Source organism: Zhenpiania hominis (assembly GCF_014333425.1).
Lineage (GTDB): Bacteria > Bacillota > Clostridia > Peptostreptococcales > Anaerovoracaceae > Hominibacterium > Hominibacterium hominis.
Genome location: NZ_JACRYT010000011.1, coordinates 40,753 through 64,583 on the forward strand (window position 1 = coordinate 40,753; position 23,831 = coordinate 64,583).

At 48.3% G+C, this 23,831-nt stretch carries 17 protein-coding genes; 6 read left to right on the forward strand and 11 right to left on the reverse strand.

Annotated elements, in window-relative coordinates:
- Positions 1-438: 438 nt before the first annotated feature.
- The gene (locus H9L42_RS10560) at positions 439-4,317 is read right to left on the reverse strand and encodes a fibronectin type III domain-containing protein (RefSeq protein ID WP_187303375.1); all 3,879 of its coding nucleotides are present in this window, start codon (positions 4,315-4,317) and stop codon (positions 439-441) included.
- Between the two features lie 592 nt (positions 4,318-4,909).
- Between H9L42_RS10560 and clpB the strand changes: the two genes are divergently transcribed.
- Positions 4,910-7,501, forward strand: a complete 2,592-nt coding sequence (clpB, locus tag H9L42_RS10565) for an ATP-dependent chaperone ClpB (protein WP_187303376.1) — start codon at positions 4,910-4,912, stop codon at positions 7,499-7,501.
- 423 nt (positions 7,502-7,924) lie between these two features.
- On the opposite strand, the gene H9L42_RS10570 is transcribed toward clpB, so the two are convergent.
- The 7 genes from H9L42_RS10570 to H9L42_RS10600 form a co-directional block, all read right to left on the reverse strand.
- Entirely contained in the window at positions 7,925-8,737 is an 813-nt protein-coding gene (locus tag H9L42_RS10570) for an EcsC family protein (RefSeq protein WP_187303377.1), read from the reverse strand.
- 131 nt (positions 8,738-8,868) lie between these two features.
- A complete protein-coding gene (locus H9L42_RS10575; protein WP_187303378.1) occupies positions 8,869-9,849 on the reverse strand; it encodes an SPFH domain-containing protein in 981 nt (326 codons plus the stop codon).
- A 33-nt stretch (positions 9,850-9,882) separates the two neighbouring features.
- Positions 9,883-10,335: an NfeD family protein gene (locus tag H9L42_RS10580; protein WP_187303379.1), complete on the reverse strand. Its 453-nt coding sequence runs from the start codon at positions 10,333-10,335 to the stop codon at positions 9,883-9,885.
- A 51-nt stretch (positions 10,336-10,386) separates the two neighbouring features.
- Positions 10,387-11,067, reverse strand: coding sequence for a GntR family transcriptional regulator (locus H9L42_RS10585; protein ID WP_187303380.1), 681 nt, complete (start codon positions 11,065-11,067; stop codon positions 10,387-10,389).
- A gap of 12 nt (positions 11,068-11,079) precedes the next feature.
- A complete protein-coding gene (locus tag H9L42_RS10590) occupies positions 11,080-12,207 on the reverse strand; it encodes an isocitrate/isopropylmalate family dehydrogenase (protein ID WP_187303381.1) in 1,128 nt (375 codons plus the stop codon).
- Positions 12,208-12,220: 13 nt separating this feature from the next.
- Positions 12,221-14,140 (reverse strand): aconitate hydratase, encoded by a 1,920-nt coding sequence (locus H9L42_RS10595; RefSeq protein WP_187303382.1) that lies wholly within the window; start codon positions 14,138-14,140, stop codon positions 12,221-12,223.
- Between the two features lie 608 nt (positions 14,141-14,748).
- A complete protein-coding gene (locus tag H9L42_RS10600; RefSeq protein WP_187303383.1) occupies positions 14,749-15,576 on the reverse strand; it encodes a PDDEXK family nuclease in 828 nt (275 codons plus the stop codon).
- Between the two features lie 361 nt (positions 15,577-15,937).
- Here H9L42_RS10600 and H9L42_RS10605 point away from each other — a divergent pair, with 361 nt between their 5' ends.
- The 4 genes from H9L42_RS10605 to H9L42_RS10620 are packed head-to-tail and all read left to right on the forward strand — an operon-like array spanning position 15,938 to position 19,073.
- Positions 15,938-16,801 carry a DUF5685 family protein gene (locus tag H9L42_RS10605; protein WP_187303384.1) on the forward strand — a complete coding sequence of 288 codons (864 nt, stop codon included), beginning with the start codon at positions 15,938-15,940 and terminating at the stop codon, positions 16,799-16,801.
- Positions 16,801-17,382: a J domain-containing protein gene (locus H9L42_RS17180; protein ID WP_187303385.1), complete on the forward strand. Its 582-nt coding sequence runs from the start codon at positions 16,801-16,803 to the stop codon at positions 17,380-17,382. Before H9L42_RS10605 ends, H9L42_RS17180 begins: the two co-directional genes overlap by 1 nt.
- A gap of 10 nt (positions 17,383-17,392) precedes the next feature.
- Entirely contained in the window at positions 17,393-17,959 is a 567-nt protein-coding gene (locus H9L42_RS10615) for a hypothetical protein (RefSeq protein WP_187303386.1), read from the forward strand.
- Positions 17,943-19,073 carry a GGDEF domain-containing protein gene (locus H9L42_RS10620; RefSeq protein ID WP_187303387.1) on the forward strand — a complete coding sequence of 377 codons (1,131 nt, stop codon included), beginning with the start codon at positions 17,943-17,945 and terminating at the stop codon, positions 19,071-19,073. The genes H9L42_RS10615 and H9L42_RS10620 overlap by 17 nt, the downstream gene beginning before the upstream one ends.
- Before the next feature lie 44 nt (positions 19,074-19,117).
- On the opposite strand, the gene hydA is transcribed toward H9L42_RS10620, so the two are convergent.
- The gene (gene hydA, locus H9L42_RS10625) at positions 19,118-20,539 is read right to left on the reverse strand and encodes a dihydropyrimidinase (RefSeq protein WP_187303388.1); all 1,422 of its coding nucleotides are present in this window, start codon (positions 20,537-20,539) and stop codon (positions 19,118-19,120) included.
- A 99-nt stretch (positions 20,540-20,638) separates the two neighbouring features.
- A complete protein-coding gene (locus H9L42_RS10630; RefSeq protein WP_187303389.1) occupies positions 20,639-22,246 on the reverse strand; it encodes an NCS1 family nucleobase:cation symporter-1 in 1,608 nt (535 codons plus the stop codon).
- Between the two features lie 241 nt (positions 22,247-22,487).
- Between H9L42_RS10630 and nth the strand changes: the two genes are divergently transcribed.
- Complete coding sequence (gene nth / locus H9L42_RS10635; protein ID WP_187303390.1) at positions 22,488-23,120, forward strand: endonuclease III; 633 nt, start codon at positions 22,488-22,490, stop codon at positions 23,118-23,120.
- 215 nt (positions 23,121-23,335) lie between these two features.
- On the opposite strand, the gene H9L42_RS10640 is transcribed toward nth, so the two are convergent.
- Positions 23,336-23,830, reverse strand: a complete 495-nt coding sequence (locus H9L42_RS10640) for an SEC-C metal-binding domain-containing protein (protein ID WP_187303391.1) — start codon at positions 23,828-23,830, stop codon at positions 23,336-23,338.
- Position 23,831: the final 1 nt, after the last annotated feature.

Genomic DNA, 23,831 nt, shown 5'->3' on the forward strand with positions numbered 1-23,831 from the left:
GAAAACTAATTAGCTCCGAATGAAAGAATCTATTTCTTTTTTCGGAGTTTTTATCATTCGCAAACGGAACCCTCAGATTTCCTCCCTAATAGAAAATAGCGATTTTATATTTATTTGTTTTTATGTATTTTTCTTTTAGTAAAATGTGTTCTTTTTTGTTTTTGAGGTCCATTGGACACGCTTTTTATCGCAGGTCTGGCCGGATGAGAGCCGAGATACCAGCGACAGCCTTTTTGAACCAAAAAAACGTGTCCATTTTTGCCAATGCGCCGGTTTTGTCCCCATTTATAAACATGCATCATTAAAAAACGTGTCCAAAATCCTTAAAATTTTGGTTTTGGACAAATGCTGAATTCCTACCATGCAGAAAACAGAGAGGGAACACATAACGTGCTCCCTCTCTGCTTCGTATTTCTTCAGGTGTATAGTGGTGTTTGCTTATCTTACTCTTACCTTCTTAGCTGCGCTGTACTTGCCATAGTAAGTCTTGCTTCCAATCTTCTTGTAAGCTCTTACCTTGATGGTGTAAGTCTTGCCACTCTTCAGTTTTTTGATGGTCCGCTTTACAGCTGTCGTCTTTACAGTCTTTGCCTTGCTTCCAGCTGTCTTGTAGTAGATCTGGTATCTGGCTCCGTTCTGCTTCTTGTAACGCACTGTAACGCGTTTCTTTCCTTTGGTTACCTTAACACTTGCCACCTTCCGAGGTTTTACGATAAAGGTCTTTGTGATTGTACCAGTATAATTACCCTGTCCGGTGATTGTAAGGGTTGCTTTTCCTACGTTCTTGTTGTTTTTGTACGCTACCTTGTAGTCGGACTTGTTCAGTGCTTTTCCTGCAACAGCCACTTTCAGACCTGCCTGAGTTCTGGCTTTGCCAGTGTAGTAGCGGTTTGCTACGCCGGTTACCTTCGCTCCCTTGATGTTCGCTTTTGCGATGGTGAAGGTTTTCGTTGCGGTTCCGGTGTAGTTGTCTTTACCGGTAACCGTTACGGTCGCGGTTCCGGCGTTAGTGTTGTTGCTGTAGGCTACGGTGTAATCGCCAGCTGCTACGGTGTTATCTCCAACCTTTACCGTTATAGCCGGTTTCAGAGCGCTGCCGGTGTAGGTCTGGTTGGCGACTGTGATGGTTGCGTTGGTCAGGCTTGCCGGATTGATGGTGAATTCGATTTCCTGTCTGCCGGTGTAACCGTTTTCGCCTGTTACAACAATCGTTGCCTTTCCGGCGTTTACATTGTTCTTGTATTCCACATGGTAGTTTGCGGTATCAATGGTCTTTCCGCCGATATCCGACAGGACAACCTCTGGTTCGATGGCTTTGCCGGTGTAAGTCTGCGCTGTAATAGCAGCTGCTCTGGCGTTTGCCAGATCCATAGAGATTTCTTCATATTTGTTGTAAGTATCGTTGAAAGCTTTCAGCGTATCCGCGTTCAGTTTCGCGTTTTCCTCTTCGGTCAGCCAGGTATCCATCAGATCTTTGGCTTCTGCCAGCTGCGCCGCTTCCGCTTCGGTCATGTCAGATGGATCGATTTTAGAGGCTGCTTCCAGCTGAGTGTTGGTGTAAGTCACTTTGGCTTCGCTGATGCTGGCTTCTACACTTTCCAGTTTGTTCAGGTTCGTTACCTTTGCCTGTTGCTCTGCTGCCAAAGCCGCATAAGCATCACGCGCGTTCTTTGCAGCGGTGATTGCATCGTCAATGGAAGTTTTGCTCGTTGCATCTGGCGCTGTTAATTTATCAATCTGATCCATAACTTCTTTTGCAAGCAGTTTGTTGATCTGATCAACCGCGTTGTTTAACGCTGTTTCAGCCTTGATAGGACCATTCGTGCCGTCAGTGATGTCATATGCAGATGTAGCTAAAAGATCTTTGACACCTTTGTCTGCTGCATCAAAGTCAGCTTTTACCTCCTCTACAATAATCTGATCTTCCAGAGTCAGATCGGCAGAGGGCATTAAAGCGGTTATCTCTTTATGGAGTGCATTAGCAGCCACTCTATTTGCCGCATCTGCATCAATCTGTGCCAGAGCTTTTTCGACTGCCTCCAGAGCATCTTTTACAGTTTTATCGACATCGGCCTGCCCTGTTTCGTCATAAACCTTTACAGCATTGGCGCTCGTACCATCATCGTATGCTTTTTGATCATCGGTCAGAGCATCATAAGCGGCTCTCGCTGCTTCGATATCTTGACGGTCAGATGCTGTGATTTCCTTCATTGGATGCTTGCCACTATTCGTTGGATTTTCTGGATAGAATTTGCTCTGTACATTATCTTTTACTTTAGTAAACGCATCCTCATTGGCTGTTTTGATATTATTAATCTTTGCTACTGCAGCATTCATAGTTTCCTTAGCATTTTTGAAAGTAGTATCTGCTTTGATAACGTCAGATACGTTAGCTTCAACATATGAATCCCCATCACTTCCGTCTAATTCCGCTGCTAGTGCTTTTACAATAGCAATTAACTCTTCGTCAGCCAGAGTCGGTTCAGCCGGAATCTTATCAACAATTGCTTTATAAGCTGCAACGATATCTTCGGCTTTTGCAGTTTTCAGTTCCTCTTTTAGAGCATCTACTGCAGCTTTTACAACAGCACCTGCATTTCCATTAAAGGCTTCATTCACAAGGTCTTTAACCGATTTCGGACTTCCAACCATCAAAGTGATGGCTCCAGGATTATCATCATTCCATGCCAGTTCTGCAGCTTTTACTTCATACATATTGTTGATTGTGATATCTGCAGGAGCGGGGAGCGCTTTGAGCTTTTGAATAACGATGTCTGCTGTCGCCTGATCTTTCAACTGCGTTTCTGCGTCTTTAATTTCATTGTTCAGGTTTGTAAGTGTTGTATCGTTTCCATTTTTCAGTTTCTTTAAAAGAACAGACGCATTGCTTCCCCATTCATCAATAATGTCCTGTGCGTCTTGCGCAATCGCCTTTGCCTGATCGATCGAAGTCTGCGTTACCTCTACTTTGCCAAGCATATCGGCAACTTTGGCGAATACGACATCGGCATCCGCAACTTCTTTGTCAAATGCAGCAATCGCCTTTGTCATATCAGTATATATGCTGTAGTTGCCAACCCATTCTTTTGCGCTGTTACTTAGTTTGTTATAAGCAGTTTCGATTGTTTTTACTGCTTTTTGAGCAGTGCCATTTGCATACGTTGCAGCAGTAACATTCACTCTGTTATCCTTGATTGAAGTGACAGCGAATATTGCAGCCTCGGCATCTTCCAAATCAGAGTAGTTGGTCACCAATGCTTTCTGAGTGTCAGTTAACTCGTTATACGCAGTTTTGATGGGATCAATCTTGGAAGTCTTATAATTATCAACAATATCTTCTGTGATCGGCTTTGTAAGTGCTTTGATATCTTTGATAATGTCCTGAGCCTTCGCTGAATCTGTAAGACTTGCCAACTTATCCTGTGCTGCAGTAATGGTATCATATTCTGCAGTCAGTTCACGTTTCGCGGCACTGGAGCATTTTTCATATGCTTCCGCCGCAGCTTTGATTGTGTTAGCATCATTTGCTGTAATTTGTTCTAAAGCTGGAATCTTGCTTACCAAAGCTTTTACATTCGCGATGTCTTTCTGATCTTTTGTCTGCAAGGTCAGGGCGCTTTTATCAATGGTAATCTTTTCGGTTTTTTCAACGCTGCTTTCCTTAATCGTTGCGCCTGTTCCATTATTGTAACTGCCAGGATTCTCAATTTCTAAATCCTTCCCATAATAAATGGTGAAGGTTAATTCTTTATTTCCTGTAACTTTCAAAATTTCAGTTGCAGTAGTGGCATCATTCTTTAGCTTTAGAACATTCGTTCCAGCAGTTTCTTCATATTCAACTAAACCTTCATCCGTCCATCCATATGCCCATTTTCCATATGAACCAGGATCCACATTAAGCGTAATTGCCATGTAGTTTCCATTCACAAGTTTTTGCGCTTTCTCTTTTTCTCCTGACGGTATTAGAGGATCATCCTCCCCCGTCCAACCACCGTATGCCCAATAATCTTCCACATATGGCAAAGTACCGCTAAGCTTCACAACTCCATCACTGCTAGCAGTTGGGGTGTTCACTTGTGCATTTAATTTTTCCCCGGCTATTTTTTGATATTCTTGTGCCATCTTACTATCCTGTAGCGTTGTATAGCTTGGAAGTTCGATAGATACAGAGGTATCCTCAGCAGCCTTCACTGTCGCGGCTGCTTTTACCGGCGTATTATCCGCCGTCACAACAGCAGTACCCGCAAAGGCAGTCGCCGGTACCATCGTTGCTACCATGGCCGCTGAGGTCAGGGCAGCAATCAATTTCTTTTTCATGTTTTACTCCTCCTGTCATGTTAAATTATACTGGTTTTTCATAGAAGGACGGTTACCTGCGCAATGCAGGATAATTTACAATTATCCTGCATTGCGGGAGACAGAAAAGAGATTTTGTAATAAATTGTTTTTCTTAAGAGCGACAGACACGGACAGAGAGGGAACACATAACGTGCTCCCTCTCCATATCATCTCTTAAAAACAAGTGAAGATTTACGTTAAGATTGGATTCCTTTCAGGTTTCAGAGTAAAACTTCTTTGTGATTGTCCCCCAGTATCATTTAACCAGTCTTCCCAATACTAATTCCCCTTCACTGTAGCCATTATATTCTCTTAGTATGATATTTTCTTGCCGGAATGTTTTATTTTGTATGGGGGTCTTATGAAATCTGGGCAAGCAATAGAAGGAGACGAAACAGCAGTTAGGGGTGAAATCTTCACCTAAAATAAAAGTTTCTGAAATTATTAGCACTCTTTTGAAGTGAGTGCTAAAAAAGTTCTTTACTTTTTGTTTACACCGAGTTACAATAGATATGTAAGAAAAAATTTCCTTGTTAATTATGCACATTAACAGGCTCGGAGGTGAAGATTAATGAATTTAGATAAATACACACAAAATGCGCAGGGGGCAATCATGGATTGCCAGAATATCGCTATTGAGGAGGGACATCAGCAGTTAGACGGCGAGCATTTACATCTTGCTCTTGTCATGCAGCAGGACGGATTGATCCCCAAGCTTCTTAAATTTATGGAAGTCAACGTTGGCGCGGTCATCGGCGATTTGCAGCAGGAGATGGAAAAGCTTCCCAAAGTAACCGGCGGCGCGGACAATATGTATTCGTCCCGGCGGCTTTCCCAGCTTTTGATGAAAGCGGAGAAAATCGCGGCGGATTTTAAAGACGAATACGTCAGTGTGGAGCACATGTATCTGGCGTTGTTGGAAGAAAAGGGGACACCATCTTCTAAGATTTTCAAGAAGTACGGAATTACGAAAAATAAATTCCTGGAAGCGTTGGAAAAAGTCAGGGGAAACCAGCGGGTAACCAGCCAGAACCCGGAAGAAAACTACGACGCGCTGAACAAATACGGGCGCGATCTGGTGGAAATGGCAAGAGACGGCAAGCTGGATCCGGTTATCGGTCGTGACAGCGAAATCCGTCACACCATTCAGATTCTGTCCAGAAGGACAAAGAACAATCCGGTTCTCATCGGGGAACCGGGGGTCGGCAAGACCGCGGTTGTAGAAGGGCTGGCTCAGCGTATTCTTAACGGCGATGTACCGGAAGGTCTGAAGGACAAGACCATTTTCGCTCTGGACATGGGGGCTCTGATTGCGGGGGCGAAATTCCGCGGCGAATTTGAGGAACGTCTGAAAGCCGTATTAAATGAAATTGAAAAATCCGAGGGCAGGATTATCCTGTTCATCGATGAAATCCATAATATTGTAGGCGCCGGAAAATCGGAAGGCGCCATGGACGCGGGCAACCTGCTGAAGCCAAAACTGGCGAGAGGCGAACTGCACTGTATCGGCGCCACAACTTTGGACGAATACCGCAAGTACATTGAAAAAGACGCGGCGCTGGAACGGCGGTTCCAGAAAGTCATGGTGGATCAGCCGTCGGTAGAGGATACCATTTCCATTTTGAGAGGCCTCAAGGAACGGTTTGAAATTCATCACGGCGTGCGGATTACGGATAACGCCCTGATCGCCTGCGCTACTTTGTCGGATCGGTACATTACCGACCGGTTCCTGCCGGACAAGGCCATCGACCTGATGGACGAGGCGGCTTCCAAAATCCGTACGGAAATCGACAGTATGCCGGCGGAACTGGATGAGATCTCCAGAAAGATCATGCAGCTGGAAATTGAAAAGCAGGCTCTCGGCAAGGAAACGGACGCCGCTTCCAAAGCGAGAATGGAGCATCTGGATAAGGAACTTTCCCAGCTTAAGGAAGAAAGCGCGACCATGCGGGCGCAGTGGGAAAATGAAAAGAAAGCCATTACAGAAGCCAAAGGCACCAAGCAGCAGATTGAAGAGGTCAAACTGCAGATTGAAGAAGCGGAGCGTAATTACGACCTTGAAAAGCTGGCCCAGCTCAAATACGGCACTCTGCCGGAACTGGAGAAAAAGCTGGAATCTGAAAAAGAACAGGCCGATGAAGGCAAGGAAAACCGCCTGCTGAAAGAGGAAGTCGGCGAAGAGGAAATCGCCGAAGTGGTCGCCGGCTGGACCGGTATTCCGGTAAGCAGACTGGTGGAATCGGAACGTGAAAAATTGCTGCGGCTGCCGGAAATCCTGCACAAACGGGTAATCGGTCAGGATGAGGCGGTTGACGCGGTGGCCGAAGCGGTTCTGCGGGCACGAGCCGGATTGAAAGCCGAAAACCGTCCGATTGGTTCTTTTATCTTCCTGGGTCCCACCGGTGTCGGCAAAACGGAACTGGCAAAAGCCCTTTCCGAAGCCATGTTCGATTCCGAACGGAATATGGTGCGGATCGACATGTCCGAATATATGGAGAAACACTCCGTATCCAGACTGGTGGGAGCGCCTCCGGGATATGTAGGCTATGATGAAGGCGGACAGCTGACAGAGGCGGTAAGGCGTAAACCCTATAGCGTAATTCTGTTCGATGAAATTGAAAAAGCCCACCCGGATGTGTTCAACATCCTTCTGCAGCTTTTGGACGACGGGCGGCTGACGGATAATCAGGGGCGGACGGTAGACTTTAAGAATACCATCGTCATTATGACCTCCAATATCGGAAGCCAGTATCTGATCGACGGTATCCGGTCAGACGGCACAGTCGATGAAGCGGTGAAACTGGAAGTGGAAAACGAGACTAAGAAATACTTCCGTCCGGAGTTCCTCAACCGAATTGACGACATCGTGGTATTCTCGCCGCTGACGGAAGATCAGATTGGCAGAATCATCGAACTGTCCATGGGAGATATTGAACGGAGACTGGCAGACAGAAACATCCGCATCACCCTCACCGCCAGCGCCAAAGACTTTATTGCCAAAGAAGCCTACACGCCGGCTTACGGCGCGAGACCGGTAAAACGGTATCTGCAGAAGCATGTGGAAACCGAACTGGCCGGTGAAATCATCCGCGGCAATATTAAAGACGGCGACAGCGTAGAAGTAACGTCGGATGGCACAGAACTTAAGTTTGAAGTGAAATAAAAAATTTTCAGTGGGCCGCGCACCTGAGATTGATTCTGGTGTGCGGCTCGTTTTTTATAATGTAGGAAATATCGTTAGAACGATATTTACGGAATGGCAAGATAGGGGGGGAGAACAAATCCGCTCAAAATGTGTACAGAACAGGAGCTGATAGCTTTCTGCACACATGACATGGGACACTTTCGTAAACGTTTTCTGCCAGACACAGGCGAAATATGTGGAAATTTGTCGAAACGGGAATATAAATGCAAAATAATTAATAACCATTTCTACGTTTTCCGGAATTCCGGATTTGCATAAAATAAAACGTGTACACTTCCTATGATTCAGCGGGAAATGTACACGTTTTTCTTGAAAAGAGGCATGAGCTTTAATCAGCCGCGCATATTCATTCCTCTTTTCGGACTGCGGAACGGTTTCCGCTCATGGCTGCTGGGCGGAAGAGGCTGTTTCGGGATCCCTCTGCATCGTCAGAAACCGCCGATAATATTTCAAAGACGCGTAGGCGGTGATCTTCTTTAAATACACGGCGTCCGAAAGTCCGCCAATGATTCCGGCGATGGGAATTCCCTGAAGGAACTTCAGGTAGAGCAGCTCCTGCGACAGCGTATCGGAAGCCGAGCGGATGGCGCGGGAAAGCTCCTCCGAGCCGCACTCCGAGGGAACTCCGTCTTTAATGAGGCGATCGATGGCAGCGTTTTCCGATTCCAGCTCCCTGCCTTTTAAAAGCGAAGTCCGGATAAGGGAGAGAATGAAACGCCGCTCGCCGTCGGTATCATAGGAAAAGCCGTAGCTGAGGGCGATTTCGTAAATGCTTTTCAGGATCATGCCGATGAAAAGAGGAATATCGGGAAGCCCGATGCCCGGAATTCCGGTGGCAACGCCTTCGCCGAGAGAAATGGCCAGGTTGCGCGCGTTGGAAAGGCGGCTGCGGCGGGAAAAGGCCCGCAGATTTTTACGGGTTGCGGAAAGCTCCAGGGCATAAGCGTCCACTTTATGAGCATGATCTTTCTTCTCTTTAGAATAGGTTTTTTCGATTACCGCCGTCCCCTTTTCAAACACAATCTGAAACCCTTTATAAAAGGCAAGATCCAGCTTTTCCTGCAGCTTATCAGGGACACGCTCCTCCAGCTTGCGGTTCAGGATAAATTCCTGCTTTTCAGAGTTGTTTTTCAGATAGCGGGTTTCTTTGCGCATCAGCGCGTCCCATTCTTTCTCGTACGGAGTTTTTCTCATATCAGAATTTCCCCTTTCTGTATCCAGGCAATCGGAGCAGGCGAACTGCCCGAACCGATCACATAAAAGAAAGCTGTCCTCAGGCGCAGCGACGATAAAGGCCTTGCTGAAGACAGCTTTTCCTTTTGAAGTTATTTGGCAGGACCCTGCGGCGGCGCTTCACGGCGGGGTGCCGATGGCGCCTGGGCAGGCATTTTCGGCACGGCAGGTGTCTGGGGATCTTTGACGATCTCCGTAAGGGCGCTGGCAAGACCCGCGATGCCCTGAATTTCCGATGGAATAATCAGCTTCGTGGCTTTTCCGTCCGCGGCGGCCTGGAACGCTTCCAGACTTTTGATGGTGAGGATCTCCTGGGACGGGTTGGCCGCGGTCAGCATGCGCAGCCCGTCCGCTTCCGCCTGCTGCACCATGCGGATGGCTTCCGCCTGACCTTCGGCTTCCTTGATGGCGGACTGTTTGGCGGCTTCCGCTTCCAGAATGACCGCCTCTTTATTTCCTTCCGCGATCAGAATCGCGGATTTCTTTTCTCCTTCCGCTCGCAGAATGGCTTCACGCCGCTCTCGTTCGGCGCGCATCTGCTTTTCCATGGCCATCTGGATATCTTCCGGCGGATTGATATTTTTTACTTCTACCCGGTTGATTTTGATTCCCCAGGCGTCGGTGGCTTCGTCCAGTACCAGGCGGATCTTGGAATTGATGTGTTCCCGGCTGGTAAGGGTACCGTCCAGCTCCAGCTCGCCGATGATGTTTCGCAGGGTGGTGGCTGTCAGGTTTTCAATGGCCGCCATGGGATTTTCCACGCCATAGGCGTAGAGTTTGGGATCGGTGATCTGAAAATAGACAACCGTGTCGATTTCAATGGTTACATTATCTTTGGTGATAACCGGCTGCGGCGGGAAGTCGATGACATGCTCCTTTAAGGAAACTTTCTTCGCCACCTTGTCGATGAGTGGTATTTTAAAATGAAGCCCCACCTGCCAGGTCGAGTGGTAGGCGCCGAGCCGTTCCACAACGTAAGCGTTCGCCTGCGGAACGATGCGGATGTTGGTTACGATCAGCCAGATAATGATGATAATCAGGATGATCGGAGCAAGTATTGACATAAAACTCATAGTTCTCTCCTTTTCTCTGGCCTCTCCCGGAGCTTACGCGCAGGGAGTGACAATCAGTTTTACCCCTTCAATGTGTTCCACCTTTACGGCAGTGCCCCTTTCAATCGTCATATGCGGGTCTGCCGCCGCCGCGGACCATTCCAGTCCGTCCAGCTTTACCTGACCGGCGCTGAAAGGCCGGATGGTCTCAAGCACGAGTCCTTCTTTACCAATCAGAGCGTTGACATTTGTCTTTTCTCCGCCGACTTTCAGCTTTTTTTTCACAATAGGCCGGGTAAAATAGAGGAGCAGGATGGAAACGACGAGGAACAGGAGTCCCTGGAGCCAGATAGGAGCGCCCGCCATGGCGCTGATGGCGGCGACAACCGCGCCTCCCGCGAACCAGATGGTCGTCAGACCGAGGGTCGCGGCCTCGATAACCGCCAAAACCGCGGCGGCAATGAGCCATACAACAGCCGCGCTCAGGGTGATTCCAAAAATCGTCATAAGAATCTGCACCTTTCTTTCAGTGATACACAATACAATAACGTTTCGAGTTTATTTTATCATATTATCGATCTGTTTACACCGTCTTTTTTTGGAGTTGTCGATGTGGCGCTCCATGGCTTCCGCCCCCGCTTCCACGTCCTTTTCCGTAAAGGCTTTGAAGATCAGCCGGTGCTCTTCCAGAACTTCCGTCAGGTAATTGTTCGCGTAGATATCTTCTTCCGACCGGTATTTGAAATAGGTCTGATAAGAGGAAAGCAGCTGCCGCAGCATCCGGTTGTGGGATGCTTCATAGATGATCTGGTGAAATCCCGCGTTGATGGTGAGCATTTTGTCCACATCATTGCGCAGCGTGTAAAATTCCATGAATTCAAAGGTTTCCTCCAGAGCGTCCATTTCGTCGTCCGTAATCCGTTCGATGGCCCATTTGACTGCCTGGATCTCATAGATTTTGCGCAGCTGGAACATATCGACAAAGTCCTGTTGGGACAGGCCGATGACAAACGAGCCGCGGTTTAAGATATTTTCCACGAGCCCGTCCATTTCCAGCTGACGCAGAGCTTCCCGCACCGGAGTCCGGCTCACCTTGTATTCCTTGCAGATCGCCTGCTCCGTCAGCTTCTGACCGGGTTTCAATTTCCCGGTCAGAATGTCTTTCTGTAGCTGCGAAAAGAGACTGCTGGAGATGGGAGCGTTCCCTTTCGGTTCGTCCGAATGCTTATAAAGTACCATAGCCTGCTCCTTTTAGAGATTCTCCGTTACAAAATCCGTAAAGTCCGAAGCGGTATTGCCCGTTCCGTCGCCGGGGAGATCCAGAGCCTTTTGCGCTTTGTCCAGAGCATCTTCCAGCTGAGCGGCTTTTTCGCTGTATCCGATGTGGCGCAGCATCATAACCGCGGCGCGGGAGATGCTGGACGGGTTGGCGTATTCCCCGATGCCGTCGGCGATCATGCGGGGAGCGGAACCGTGAATAGCTTCAAACATAGCGTAGCGGCCGCCCACGTTGGCGCTTCCCGCGGTTCCGACGCCGCCCTGAATCTGGGCCGCCTCGTCAGTGATAATATCGCCGTACAGGTTGGGCAGGATCACAACGTTGAAATTGCTGTTGATCTGATCGTTTACCAGGTTCGCCGCCATAATGTCCACATACCAGTCGTCGGTCTTGATTTCCGGATAATCCCTGGCCACGTCGTAGCAGAGGCTGAGGAATTTTCCGTCTGTCTTTTTCATAATGTTCGCCTTGGTTACGATGGAAACGTTCTTGTTTCCGTTTGCTTTGGCGTATTCAAAAGCCGCGCGAGCAAGGCGGGTGGTTCCCAGGGTTGTGGTGACTTTAAAGTCGATGGAAATGTCGTCGTTAATGTCCACGCCCCGGCTTCCCAGAGCGTATTCACCCTCAGTGTTTTCCCGGTAGAAGATCCAGTCGATGTTCTTTTCCGGAATGACCACCGGACGCACGTTGGCGAAGAGATCCAGCTCTCTTCTCAGTGTCACGTTGGCGCTTTCAATGTTCGGCAAATTGTCCCCTTTTCCCGGCGTGGTGGTCGGTCCCTTGAGGAGGACATGGCATTCTTTGATTGCCGCCAGCACATCCGCGGGAACCGTTTCCATCTTAGCGATGCGGTTCTCCAGTGTCAGGCCGGGGATTTCCCGGATTTCGATTTTTCCCGCTGCCAGCTCGTCCGCCAGCAGCTTTTCCAGGATTTTGCGGCAGGAATCCATAATGATGGGGCCGATGCCGTCGCCGTCAATGGTTCCGATGATGATTTTATCCAGTTTGCTGTAGTCGGTCAGCTCGGAGGTTTCCGCGAGGCGCTTTACACGCGCGAGCTGATCCTTTACGATTGTTTCAAATGCTTCCATATAGCTCATAGTTGATTACCGATTAACCTTTCATATAGTTGATTTTTCCGCCTTTTAAGATCAGCGCGATCTCCAGATCCGAGAAGTTGGTGGCTGTCCGATAAGTTTTGCCGTTTGTTTCATTTTTGATTTCAATGACGCCGGATTTTACCTGCTCCTGAGCGTTTTCGATGACCAGCTTGTCTCCCAGTTTGAAGTCGTCGTAATCCGCAGGGTTTTCAAATACCAGAGGCATGATTCCGCTGTTGATCAGGTTGGATCTGTGGATTCTGGCAAAGGATTTGGCTACCACGAATTTTACGCCCAGATACAGCGGAGCCAAAGCGGCGTGTTCCCGGCTGGATCCCTGTCCATAGTTGTCGCCTCCAATGATGGCGCAGCTTCCCACTTCCTTGCATCTTCCGGCAAAGTCCTTGTCGATCTTTTCAAAACAGTAATTGGCAAGGTGCGGAATGTTGGAGCGGTAAGGCAGCAGTCTGGAGTCGGAGGGCATGATATCGTCGGTTGTAATGTTGTCTCCCGCGTGGAGAGTTACCGTGGCTTCCACTTTTTCCGGCAGAGCGGTGTTTCTCGGGAACGGCTTGATGTTCGGTCCCATGGCTACCGGCGTGTTTTCCGTGTTGGTTCCTTCCGGATAAACGATGAAGTTATCGTTGAATTCAAAATCCGTGTCCGCGATTTCAGGCAGCGGCTGTCCGGTTTTGCTTCCATCGGTCAGAACGCCGGTGATCGCGGAAATAGCGGCAGTTTCCGGGCTGACAAGGTAAACATCCGCGTCCAGGGTGCCGCTTCTTCCTTTGAAGTTCCGATTGAAGGTTCTCAGGGAAACCGCGCCGGATTTCGGGGACTGTCCCATGCCGATGCACGGACCGCAGGCGTTTTCGATGATTCTCGCGCCGGCAGCGATGATGTCCGCCAGCGCTCCGTTTTCCGCCATCTTGGTGAGGATTTTGCTGGAACCCGGAGAAATAACCAGGCTTACATCCGGATGCACTTTTTTCCCTTTGAGGATCGCGGCAACCTTCATCAGGTCGGTGTAGGAGGAGTTGGTGCAGCTTCCGATGGCCACCTGATCCACCTTGATTTCGCCGATGTTGGCAACCGTATCTACATTGTCCGGGCTGTGGGGCTGCGCTGCCAGCGGCGTCAGCTTGTCCAGATCCACGATCAGCTCCTGGTCGTAAACCGCGTCCGGATCGGCTGCCAGGGGCGTGTAATCTTCTTCTCTGCCCTGGGATTTTAAGTAAGCCTTTGTGTTTTCATCACTTGGGAACACGGAAGTGGTCGCCCCCAGCTCCGCGCCCATGTTGGTGATGGTCGCCCGGTCGGTAACAGAAAGGGATTTTACGCCTTCGCCGGTGTATTCCACGATTTTGCCGACTCCGCCCTTTACGCTCAGCTGCTGTAGAACGTAGAGGATTACGTCCTTGGCGGAAGTCCACGGGTTTAATTTTCCTTTTAATTCTACCTTAATTACTTTTGGAGCTACCAGGCTGTAGGTGCCTTTGGCCATGGCAACCGCCACGTCCAGTCCGCCCGCGCCGATGGCGATCATGCCCAGCCCGCCGCCGGTCGGAGTGTGGCTGTCAGAACCCAGCAGGGTTTTTCCCGGTTTTCCGTAGTTTTCCAGATGCAGCTGGTGGCAGATTCCGTTGCCCGGCTTGGAAAACAGTACGCCGTGTCTCTGAGCCACACTCTTGATGAAAGCATGGTCATCGGCGTTTTCAAATCCCGTCTGCAGGGTGTTGTGGTCGATGTAAGCGACGGAAAGTTCTGTCTGAACCTTGTCGATGTCCATGGCTTCCAGCTGCAGGTAAACCATCGTGCCGGTGGAATCCTGCGTCAGCGTCTGATCGATTTTAATCGTGATTTCCTCCCCCGGCGTCAGATTGCCCTCCACCAGGTGGTTTTCCAGAATCTTATATGCAAGTGTTTTTCCCATTCTATTTGACCTCCTTAAAATAAACACGTCTATTGTATACAAGTATACCAGTATGCGGAAGATAGATCAAGGAGGTTTTTCCAGGAATCAGGCTGCCGACGGGCTGGGCCAATGGGAGGGGGAAGGAGGCTCTGGCGCGGCAGGATAGTCGGTTAGGATAGGACTGGACTGGCTCCGGCGCGAACCGCGAACATGGAAGTGCGAAACGGCAGCCAGTGGCGGGCTCCGCGAACATTTGGGGGAGAAAGGGAAAAAAAGGCGGGACCCGCGAACATTTGAATTCGAAAGCACAAGTTGCTGCGGTCCCCGCGAACATTTGCAACAGGAAAAGCAGTTGTTCGCGTCTAGCGCGAACTTTTCCTTTAAATATCGGAAAATGGTGCGGCAAAAACAGATTTTACAGGGGATTAAAGCGGATTGAAGGGAGAATTTTCAAAGAATACGCAATAGAATTGATGTGCGGGAGGAAATGTTCGCGCAAGGGGTAAGGGGAAATTGGACTGGCGCAGTTGGGGGAGTACCCGGCGGGGAAATGTTCGCGCCGGGCGCGGGAGGGGGGGAAGCGGTAGCAGTTACGGCAGGCTTTCCGCCCCCCAGCTTTGTACGGTTTATTTAAAGTATGGCACAATATTCTTCTCAATCACCTGGTAAATGAAAACGCTGCTACAGTTACCCCGGCTGTCATCCTGGGTCAGAATCAGATTTTTCCCAATTAAAAAGTCGTGCTTCTGATAGGTGTGCAGTTTTCGCGCGTTGTGGGTGCAATAGGACAAATCGTTCAGCATGCCGAGATGTTCCCAGATGAGACGGCAGCCATCCGCCAGAGGAATGGTAAAATCCGGATAATAAAAAGAACCGTTTTCGTCCGGGTAGGGGAATTGCTCCTCATAATGAAAAGGAATCCCATAGCTGTACAGCGCGTTGGCGATAATCACTTCGGATTTGGAGCGCACCAGAATACCTGCCAGCGTTTCATGGATATGTTTTTCCGGATCAAAAGGAGCTTTGTGGTAAAAGGCGGACTGGTGTCTGGCAATTTGCTGCTTTTTTCTGAGAGCAAGCACATCTCCATATTTCTTCGGCAAAGAGGAAATGAGGGAATCGCAGTCCAGCGCTTGGTAAGTGTTGGCGGTCTTTTCCAGAATGGGGAGGTTGTGGCGGCAGATCTTTATCATTTCCTCCGCCAGCTTTTTCTCGGCAAGGGCGAGGAGCGTATCGGGATCCCGTTTCAAGTTGCGGCTGCAGTTGGACCATCCGCTGGGTGTTTTTTCTTTTACAATTTGATAGGGCGTTTGTGAATTGCTCCGCTCCCGGATGAAAAGCCGGCCTGGCGGCGCGGATGCCAGAACAGCGCGGCTTTCCTCGAGAAAAGTCCGCTGGTTTAACTGCTCAAGGGAAATCGCCTGCTGAAAAGAATCAAAATGTTTTTTGTCCATAAAAACCTCCTTTGCAAATACCAAACATGCAAACATAAGATGTTAGAGAGCATAAAAAGTGCGGATAAATTCAAATAAATGTAAAATAATATATATTTTACCATAGAAATAGTCCGAAGCCCAGCTATAAAAGATGATTTTCATGAAAAAATCGAAAAAAACGCAATTTGTAAAGGGGTTCCCACGCTTTGTTCGCGGGCAGCGCAAATAGCAAATAAAATCCAGTGTTTTGTTCGCGCGTTGCCCAAAATTCCATTCCTGCCCGGAAGCGGCAAAAATAATGAAGTTTTTATGATAATTTTTCGTATTTATTTGAATTCCAGCGGCTGTTATGGTACTCTAAGGGACAGAAAGGGGCGGCATGAGCATGTTGGGATATGTAACAGCAGATAAACCGGAGCTGAAAATGCGGGAATTTGAAGTCTACAGCGGATATTACTGCGGCGTGTGCAAATCCATTGCCAGGCGCTATGGGCAGATCCCGAGAATAGTTCTGAGTTATGACGCTGCTTTTCTGGCACTGCTTCTTGGAGGGCTTTCCGGGGAGGCTGACGAGCCGACGAGAGAACACTGTATCGCCCACCCCGCGAAAAAAAAGACGATTGTAAGCAACAACGCAATTGATTATGCGGCGGATGTGATGTTGATTCTTGCTTGGTATAAACTGATGGACGACGCCCATGATGAGGGACGCCTGCGCGCGAAGGCAGCCCTAAAGGCATTCAGGAGAGTTTTTCGCAAACTGCAGCGCGCGAGACCGGAGCTTTGTGAAAAGGTAGATGAAAATTTAAAAGCATTGAGACGTCTGGAGGAACAAAAATGTGACAGTCTGGATGAGACGGCGGAGGCTTTCGCGAAAATTATGGAAGCGATTTTTGAAGAGGGGCCTTTGCCCGAAGGATTTAAAGAACAGCAGGTGCTGCGCCGAATCGGATATCATCTGGGAAAGTGGATTTATCTGATCGACGCGATTGATGATATTGATGAAAATATAGAGAGCGGCGCATATAATCCGTTGCTCTTCCGGTTCCATTATGAGGCGGAAGAAGAGGGATTTAAGTCCAGAATTATGAAAACTTGCAGGTTCAATCTGTTTCACTATCTGGGAGAGATAGGAAAGGCGGTGGATCTGCTCGCGATTAAAAAAAACAGAGGTATAATTGAAAACGTGGTGTACAAGGGGTTATTAAGAAAAACAGAGTATATAACCCAGAAGGAGGAATAATGGATCCATATGAAGTGTTAGGAGTCAGACAGGGGGCTTCCGAGGAAGAGATTAAGGCAGCGTACAAGGAACTGGTGAAAAAATATCATCCGGATAAATACCAGAACAATCCGCTTTCCGATTTGGCGGAGGAAAAGCTGCAGGAAGTAAATGAGGCGTACGATATGCTGATGGGGAAAAACCAGGGAAACTCCGGCTATCGAAACAATGGTTCCAGCTACGGCAGGGCAAACAGTTCGGCGGAGTTTAACCAGGTTAGAAGAAATATTGATATGGGAAACCTGCAGGGCGCGGAAGAGATTCTCAATCGCAGTCAAAACCGTAATGCTGAGTGGATGTTTCTTTCCGGGATGTTGTCGTACCGGAAGGGCTGGTATGACGACGCGGTAAATAAAATACAGCAGGCGGTCAATATGGATCCCTACAATCCGGAATACCAGCAGGCGCTGAACCAGATGATGAATGTCGGAAGATCCTATCAGAATACCGCTTACGGCAGAGGGTTTAACTCGACGGAAGACGCGTTCTGTAAGGCGCTGCAGTGCTACTGCTGTCTGGATATGTGCACGCCTGATTGCTGAGGTGACGGATTTGACAAACAAAAAGACTTACCAATTAGCGCTGGGAGGAATTTGCCTGGCGCTTACCATTATCTTTATGTTCGGCGCGTCGATCGTTCCAGGTGCGGAATTGACGCTTTACGCGATCAGTGCTCTGTTTATAGCGGTGATGATTCTGGAAAGCGGGGTCAAAGGCGGGATTGCGCTTTACATTGCGGCAGCTCTGCTGGGACTTCTGATTGTGCCCAACAAAGTTGGAGTGCTGCCATATATCGGCATGTTCGGGCTTTACGGAATTGTCAAGTTTTACATCGAAAAACTGAAAAATCCGGTTGCCCAGGTGATGCTGAAAGTTGTTTTTTTTGCGGCAGTGACAACCGTCGCGTTTACCGCTTTGAAAAGCCTTTTGTTCGGCGGCTCCAGCCTGCCGGACTTCCCAATATGGGTGTTAATTGGGGCAGGGATTATTATGCTGCTTCTCTACGATCTGATTTATACATTGTTGATCCGTATTTACTGTGATCGTTTTCGTAAAGAAAAAAAGATTCATTTTGAACTCTCAAAAAAAGGTGAGGAAGAAAATGAAAAAAACGAATAAGGATAATGCTTATAATGTACCGTTGAACAAAGCGGCGGAAATTCATATGCTGACCTTGTTTTGCACGGGAGCGGTGACGTTTGTTCTGGAAGTCCTTTTTTTCTTTCTCTTATCATCTCAGGGAGTCATAGAAATTGGTACACAGAAATATTTTATCAAATATCTTTTGTTGCCCACGGGGTGCAACACGCTGCTGATTGTGAGCGGATATATTATATACCATTCAAAAAAAGCAGACGTGCGGCTGAAGAGTTATGCGCTCTCTATTTGTCTGGTTTTGAGTTCGTTTGTTATAGCGCTCGTACATGGGGTGTTTTCTGCGACCTGTTTGATTTTTGCGATGGCAATTATGATTACGGTATTTTATGGCGAGAAAATTCTGACGACCGTTATTTTTCTTTTGGCTGTTATCGGAAGAGTGATCAGTGTTCGGTTCTGCATTGATAAAAACGTAGTAACGGATGATACGTCCATTGCAAATTTGCTGCTATCTTTTGTAATTTTATTTGGGATGTATGTGTTATCGCTTTTTATTATCCGACTGGAAAATGAAAAACGAGAAATGGTTACAGAAAGTATGCACGCATGGAACGAAATGCGCCAGACCAGCAGGACCGATGTGCTGACCGGACTTCATAACCGGCAGGCGTTGGAAGATTTTTTTGACGGTAAATTTGACGGTAAAGATGGACAGTACTACAGAGAGTGTAAACTGCCGGGTTTTTTCGCGCTCTGGGATATTGATGATTTTAAGAGATTCAATGACATTTACGGACATCTGCAGGGAGATGATGTTTTGCGTTATATCGGCGCGGCCTGCCGAGCGTGGTCGCCATGGATGGAATGCTTTCGCTATGGCGGAGATGAGTTCTGCGCGGTCATTTTTGACTCGGACGCGGGACACATAAAAGCGCAACTGCGGGACTTTCAGCAGCAGCTTGCCGGATATCGAAATCGGGATGGCAAGAGTATTCCGATATCGGTGAGTATTGGCCTGACTCGTTTTACGGGAAAGATGGAAACCGCGATTGCGGAAAGTGACAAAGCGCTATACCGGGCGAAAAAAGGAAAAAAGGGAAATATCGTATTCTTCAAGGAAGAAGCAAAAAATTGAACAGAAAAAAGGACCGCGTAATTACGGTCCTCTTTTAATTGCCATTAAAGCTGTGGAGTTTTCAATTTAATTGGCTTGCATTTGATGAATTTGCCATCGCCGCGCTTGCCAAGGAATTTACCATCTTTGTAGACCAGATTTCCTCTGCTGTAGGTGGCTTCGGGGTATCCCTTTAATTTTGCCCCTTCCCAGATCGTATGATCGGTATCGCCATGCATGGCGTCATTTGTAATGGTGAAGACCTTTTTTGGATCGTAGATGACGATATCCGCGTCAAGTCCTATCTGCAGAGCGCCTTTCAAGTGATCCAGGCCGAACAGTTTGGAAGGGTTGGTAGCGCACAACTCCACCGCTTTGTTGAAGGAAATGCGGCCTTTATTGGCTTCGGACAGTATATAAGGGTACATATTTTCAATTCCCGCGCAGCCGTTTGGAATGGTGGTGAAGTTGCCGGGAGTTCCGTCTTTCTGGGTAATTCCCCAGTCTTTTTCCGCTTTTGTAAACGGACAGTGGTCCGTTGCCACAGTTGAAATATCGCCGCGCTTGATGCCTTCCCACAGCGCGTCCTGGGATTCTTTTCCCTTCATCGGAGGCGAGCAGACAAAATCCCGGGCTCTCAGATTCTGTTCCGGAATACCATCCTTGTAGACTTTGCTGGTAAAATACAGGTACTGCGGGCAGGTCTCCGCGAAAATCGGATAGCCCTGATCGCGTGCTTCCGTAACCGCGTCCATTCCCTGCTTATTCGCCAGATGCACGATGTAAAGCGAGGTACCGGCCATTTTCGCAAGGTTGATAGCTCTGACATCCGCTTCCCCTTCTACCGCTTCGTTTTTGGACATATAATGCCACCACGCGTCGGTCTTGCCTTCCGCCAGATACTGAGCGATGAGCACATTGTTTACATCCCGGTTTTCAGCGTGGACACCTACGAGCGCGCCGATTTCTTTCGCCTTTACTAATGTTTTGAAAAATTGCCCGTCATCTACCCCGAAATCGTAAACCATGAATACTTTAAACGAGGTAACGCCATACGCCATGGCATCTTCCATGGTATCCAGCATTTCATCGGTGGTTACATCGCCGACGCCGATATGGAACGCGTAATCCACCGCCGCGTCAGGAGCGGCCAGCGCGTCTCTTCTCTTGATTGCGTCGAGCATAGGCTCCCCCTGTCCCTGAAGGACAAAATCAAAGACGGTTGTCGTGCCGCCGCAGGCAGCAGAACGGGTTCCCGCGTAATAGTCGTCTGTGGAAATGGTTCCGCCAAACGGCATAGCCAGATGGGTATGTCCGTCAATTGCGCCGGGGAGCACAAGCTTTCCCTTTGCGTCGACAACCTCTGTATTTTTTTCCGGTTTAAGATTCGCGCCGATTCCTGTAATTTTTCCATTCTTTACGGCTACGTCGGCTTTAAAGCTGGACTGTGCTGTTACCACCGTGCCGCCTTTGATTAATAAATCCATAATAGAACCTCCTTTTCCCATGTATACTGCAGGAGCCTTTGGGTCGCAAAGGCTCCTGCGGTAATGCATATAGTTTGGCAGTAATTTTAAAACGTCTTTTTAAGATCTTCTGGTCAGAGTTTCGTGTTCGTCCTCTGTCATGAAAGAATCCTTGGCCAGGCTGGTCTTCATCAGCAGCAGGTATACGACAAAGCCGACAACAAAGGACCAGATGTAGTTGATGGAATTGATAAATGTCCAGAATGCTCCCTGCACTCCAAAGTAAATAAAGAGCGGGAGGATGAAAGCGACTACCCAGGCGATAATGGCAGCCCAGTTAACGCCATTGTGATAATGATACCTTCCGTCCTGTCCTTTGAAGAGAGCCGCAATATCCACATATCTTTTCTTGCAGATAAAGTAGTCGGCAATGAAGATCGCGGCAATTGGAGCCAGGATTGTGCCGTAGGCGTTCATCCAAGTGAAGAATGCTCCGCCGGAACCATAGATCCACCATGCCTGCAGAATAAAGAAGGCAATAAAGACAGCGATCAGTACTCCCTTCTTGTAGGAAATCCGCTTTGGCGACAGGTTGGAGAATCCGTTTGCCGGAGCGACTACGTTCGCGGCTACACAGGTTGTAATCGTCGCCATGATAACACCGATGGAAGCGATGAGCACGATAATTTTGCTGTTGATGTTGTAAAGTACCGATACAACGTCGAACGGATTGTAATACCCGGCCTGCCCTGCCTGAAGTCCATTGGATGTGTTATGCAGTTCCGCGGACTGGGCATAGAGAGCGCCGACGAACGCGCAGAACGCCATCGGAAGCGGCATACCATAAAGCTGTCCTCTGAACTGAGCCTTCTGGGAAGACGCGTATCTGGAAAAGTCCGGAATGTTCAGAGCCATTGTGGCCCAGAAGGCGATATTGCCCATCAGGCCGACCAGATAGATAACGGTAAAGTTCCCTCCTGACGCGTCGATCAGCTCCTGATTATTCGGCTGACCCATAATTTCTCCAAAGGAGAAACCCGCGTCGCTTCCGATTTTGACGGACCAGAACATCAAAGCGATCATGAGGACAATCAGAATCGGACCGCCGATGTTCTGTACCCACTTGATTCGCTCCACTCCGTTATAGGCAACCCACGCGACAAATACCATAAAAATGATATAACCGATGAAGGTTCCCGCAGAAGTTGTCTGCATTCCGCCCCAGGAAGGGAGATTGATCGTCCAGTTCGCGTCCATGAATTTTGGCGCGAAACAGCCGATAATCGCGGCGACCGCGCCGCCGCCAACCCAGGCCTGAATCGCCGTCCAGCCGCAGGCGGTGATCGCCCTCAAAAGAGCCGGAACGTGCGCGCCGATTGAGCCGAAGGTCAGTCTGGCAAAACCAGGGAACGGGATGCCGTACTTACATCCGATCTGAGAGTTGAGCTGAATCGGAATCAGGATGATGATGTTCCCCAGCGCTACATTCAGAACCGCGAGCCATGGAGAAACCCCCTGGCTTACAAGCCCTGTAGCGAGGGAAAGAGCCGGAACGCAGATGGACATGCCGACCCATAGCATTGTGATGTTGTATGTAGTCCATGTTCTCTGAGATACGGACGTAGGAGCAAGGTCTTCGTTATAGTATTTGGAAGACACCAGTTCCGCACGCGCCTCGTCGGTCAATTCAAATAGACCGTTTTTCTCAATTTGTGTATGCGTTGACATTTAAACACCTCCATTTTGCATAATGAGAAAATAATTGCGTATTTAAATTATACTATAAATTTCCATAGATGTAACTAGTTTTTTAAAATAATATTTAGAAAAATCTAAATATTATCCCGGATTCAAACAAAACAAAGTCGCGTGGTTTTTGCCGGGAATGGAGGGAGAAAAAGAGAAACCGGGTTGTAAACAGGAAGGCTTACATAGTATAATCGTATTCAGCTTTTAAAGGAGGTATGTTATGTCTTTTTGTCAATCAGAAGTGAATGAGATACTGGACAAATTGGAAGACCGGTATCCGGACGCGGACTGCGCGCTGGAACACGGCAGCGTATTTCAACTGCTCGTCGCTGTTGTTTTATCTGCGCAGACGACAGATAAAAGTGTGAATGTAGTGACAAAGGATCTTTTTGCGAAATATCCGGACGCTTATGCTCTGGCAGAAGCATCTCAGGAAGATGTCGCGGAGATGATCAAGCGGATTGGCATGTATAAAACAAAGTCCAAAAATATTCTGGCGCTGGCAAAGATGCTGGTAGAAAAGTACGATGGGCAAGTACCCGAAGATTATGACAGACTGATTGAGCTTCCGGGCGTAGGTCGGAAAACTGCTAATGTCGTGCTGGCAGTGGGGTTTGGTCATCAGCGTATCGCGGTGGACACCCATGTATTTCGGGTTACGAATCGGATTGGACTGGTAGAGGAAAAAGACGTGCTGAAAACAGAATTGGCGCTGATGAAGATACTGCCGGAGAACCGTTGGTCCAGAGCTCATCATAGTTTTATTTTTCACGGACGTTATTGCTGCCACGCGAGGAAGCCGGAATGTGAGAGTTGTGTAATCGGTTACATATGTGAAAAGAAGGGGCTGTGATGAATGCTTCGAGGCTTTGCGAACTGGGCAGCCAGCCGTCAATGTGATATGTTCCCAAACAGGCCAGATAAATTGGCTGGACACAAAAATGGAAAAAGTCTGTTCCCAAATTTCAAAAAGACCGATTTGGCCAGAAAAAAAGGCCCTCGCCACCTTCCAAGACCAAAAAGAAAAGAAAACCGGCCCCCCCACAAAGAGGACCGGCAAGAAAGCTTCTAGCGTCCGCAGCACTTTTTGTATTTTTTACCGCTTCCGCAGGGGCAAGGATCGTTACGTCCGATTTTCTTTCCCTTTACAACCGTCTTGGATTTTTTATAAGCTTTTGTGATTTCCTGACGTTTTTCCGCAGTCAAGAGCCTGTCCCACTGCGGCAGGGAATACAGATAATCCGCGTCTGCCGCCAGCATATTAAAATACAGTTTTTCAAGGTCAATATCCAGCGTTACCTGTGATGACTCGTCAAAGTTTTCAAAGTCCAGTTCCTGACGCAGGCTGGTGTTGATTCCATCGAGGAAGCCCATGAATATCACAGGGCGGGTTTCATATTTTTCCGCAAGCTCACCTAATGTGCCGGACACAATTTCTTCGGGATTATCCAGAATACTGCTGTAGATCCTCGTTTCCGCGCCGCTGTATTCCTCCCAGAAGTTTTTAAACGTAGCTTCTGTCTGATTTTCAATCAGATCGCGCCATTCCTTAAATAATGTCATT

Coding starts and splice junctions, on each gene's coding strand:
- H9L42_RS10560 (WP_187303375.1), bottom strand. CDS start 4,317: ATGAAAAAGAAATTGATTGCTGCCCTGACCTCAGCGGCCATGGTAGCA.
- clpB (WP_187303376.1), top strand. CDS start 4,910: ATGAATTTAGATAAATACACACAAAATGCGCAGGGGGCAATCATGGAT.
- H9L42_RS10570 (WP_187303377.1), bottom strand. CDS start 8,737: ATGAGAAAAACTCCGTACGAGAAAGAATGGGACGCGCTGATGCGCAAA.
- H9L42_RS10575 (WP_187303378.1), bottom strand. CDS start 9,849: ATGAGTTTTATGTCAATACTTGCTCCGATCATCCTGATTATCATCATT.
- H9L42_RS10580 (WP_187303379.1), bottom strand. CDS start 10,335: ATGACGATTTTTGGAATCACCCTGAGCGCGGCTGTTGTATGGCTCATT.
- H9L42_RS10585 (WP_187303380.1), bottom strand. CDS start 11,067: ATGGTACTTTATAAGCATTCGGACGAACCGAAAGGGAACGCTCCCATC.
- H9L42_RS10590 (WP_187303381.1), bottom strand. CDS start 12,207: ATGAGCTATATGGAAGCATTTGAAACAATCGTAAAGGATCAGCTCGCG.
- H9L42_RS10595 (WP_187303382.1), bottom strand. CDS start 14,140: ATGGGAAAAACACTTGCATATAAGATTCTGGAAAACCACCTGGTGGAG.
- H9L42_RS10600 (WP_187303383.1), bottom strand. CDS start 15,576: ATGGACAAAAAACATTTTGATTCTTTTCAGCAGGCGATTTCCCTTGAG.
- H9L42_RS10605 (WP_187303384.1), top strand. CDS start 15,938: ATGAGCATGTTGGGATATGTAACAGCAGATAAACCGGAGCTGAAAATG.
- H9L42_RS17180 (WP_187303385.1), top strand. CDS start 16,801: ATGGATCCATATGAAGTGTTAGGAGTCAGACAGGGGGCTTCCGAGGAA.
- H9L42_RS10620 (WP_187303387.1), top strand. CDS start 17,943: ATGAAAAAAACGAATAAGGATAATGCTTATAATGTACCGTTGAACAAA.
- hydA (WP_187303388.1), bottom strand. CDS start 20,539: ATGGATTTATTAATCAAAGGCGGCACGGTGGTAACAGCACAGTCCAGC.
- H9L42_RS10630 (WP_187303389.1), bottom strand. CDS start 22,246: ATGTCAACGCATACACAAATTGAGAAAAACGGTCTATTTGAATTGACC.
- nth (WP_187303390.1), top strand. CDS start 22,488: ATGTCTTTTTGTCAATCAGAAGTGAATGAGATACTGGACAAATTGGAA.
- H9L42_RS10640 (WP_187303391.1), bottom strand. CDS start 23,830: ATGACATTATTTAAGGAATGGCGCGATCTGATTGAAAATCAGACAGAA.